General features: G+C 49.3%; 1 protein-coding gene and 1 pseudogene. Both read right to left on the bottom strand.

What is annotated here, in order from left to right; all coding sequences use genetic code 11:
• Positions 1-670, bottom strand: a 670-nt coding sequence (locus QUA54_RS34250; RefSeq protein WP_445301622.1) for an Ig-like domain-containing protein, incomplete at its 3' end; no start/stop codon positions are given.
• 63 nt (positions 671-733) lie between these two features.
• Positions 734-1,063, bottom strand: a pseudogene (locus tag QUA54_RS34725) (choice-of-anchor Y domain-containing protein); the annotation flags it as partial.
• Positions 1,064-1,327 lie beyond the last annotated feature (264 nt).

Here is a 1,327-nt window from a genome sequence, read left to right as displayed (position 1 = left end):
GGGCATTGAACGAGATCGTACCGTTGCTCGGGCCTGTAACTAAGGCCGGAATCAGCATATCAAGGTCGGCGTCCGTGTCGTTGATTAAAACTCCTGGAATTCCGTTGAGAACTTTGTCGTGCAGGACTGTGTAGGTGTCGGGATTTACTTTGGGTGGATTGTTAGTAACGTTGATATTCACCGTACCCGGGACAGTTGCAGCGCGGTCGCTAACGCTGTAGGTGAAAGTGTCATTCCCGACAAAACCAGGGTTAGGAGTATAAACGAAGTCGCCGAGGGCATTGAACGAGATCGTACCGTTGCTCGGGCCTGTAACTAAGGCCGGAATCAGCATATCAAGGTCGGCGTCCGTGTCGTTGATTAAAACTCCTGGAATTCCGTTGAGAACTTTGTCGTGCAGGACTGTGTAGGTGTCGGGATTTACTTTGGGTGGATTGTTGGTAACGTTAATAGTAACTGTTGCTGGTTGAACAGACGAATCTGTACCGTCGCTAACGCTGTAGGTGAAGGTATCAGTGCCGACAAAACCAGCTTTCGGAGTATAAACGAAGTCGCCGAGGGCATTGAACGAGATCGTACCGTTGCTCGGGCCTGTCACTAAAGCGGCGGTCAGCGGGTCGCTGTTGGCGTCGGTGTCGTTGCTTAAAACTCCCGGAAGTCCGTTGAGCACTTTGTCGTGCAGGACGCTGTAGGGGTCATTGACGGCTACCGGGAAATTATTAACCGAGATGGGGCCGAGAGTAAAAGTGGAACTTGCTTGATCGGTTTCGTCGCCGAAAAATAGGAAGTTTGCCTGGCTGTAGGGATCGTAGGGTAAAGGTGGCTGACTGGCTTTTTCATCAAAAGCCGTGTAGTTGCGTAGCGGTTGATTTGTCAGGCCTGGTATTGTTGCGCCCCCAGCAAACAGGCTGTAAGTGCTGCCTTGAACTACCAGTTTATAGTCAGTAGCATTGCTGATGTTAAAAGCTGCATTTTCCCCGCGAGTAAACAGAGTTGGGGATGCGCCACCGTTTTGAGCAAAGATACCTCCGTTGGCGCCGAGGTTGCGGTTGGTGAAACCCAGTTCAGGCGTTGCTGATTCACGGTATGAATCACCTTTTATCGGAAGTTACAAAACTCACCCTCAAGCGGGCTTATAGCAATTGCGAAATCTTGAATTCATACCTGTATCCAGCAACGCCCCAGTTCAATGCCATTTTGAGCGTCGCTGCTAATGGCGATGATGCTGAAACCTGACCGATCGTTACTATTACTAGACCTCTTGCAAAATAATTTTATGATATAATGAAAAGTTTTGCTGAGAGTTGATTGAATCCCAACTCCTAAC

The organism is Microcoleus sp. MOSTC5 (genome assembly GCF_036701825.1).
In the GTDB taxonomy this organism is placed as follows: domain Bacteria; phylum Cyanobacteriota; class Cyanobacteriia; order Cyanobacteriales; family Microcoleaceae; genus Microcoleus; species Microcoleus asticus.
Note: the sequence above shows the minus strand (reverse complement) of the source record. Positions and strands in the feature narration are given on the sequence as shown.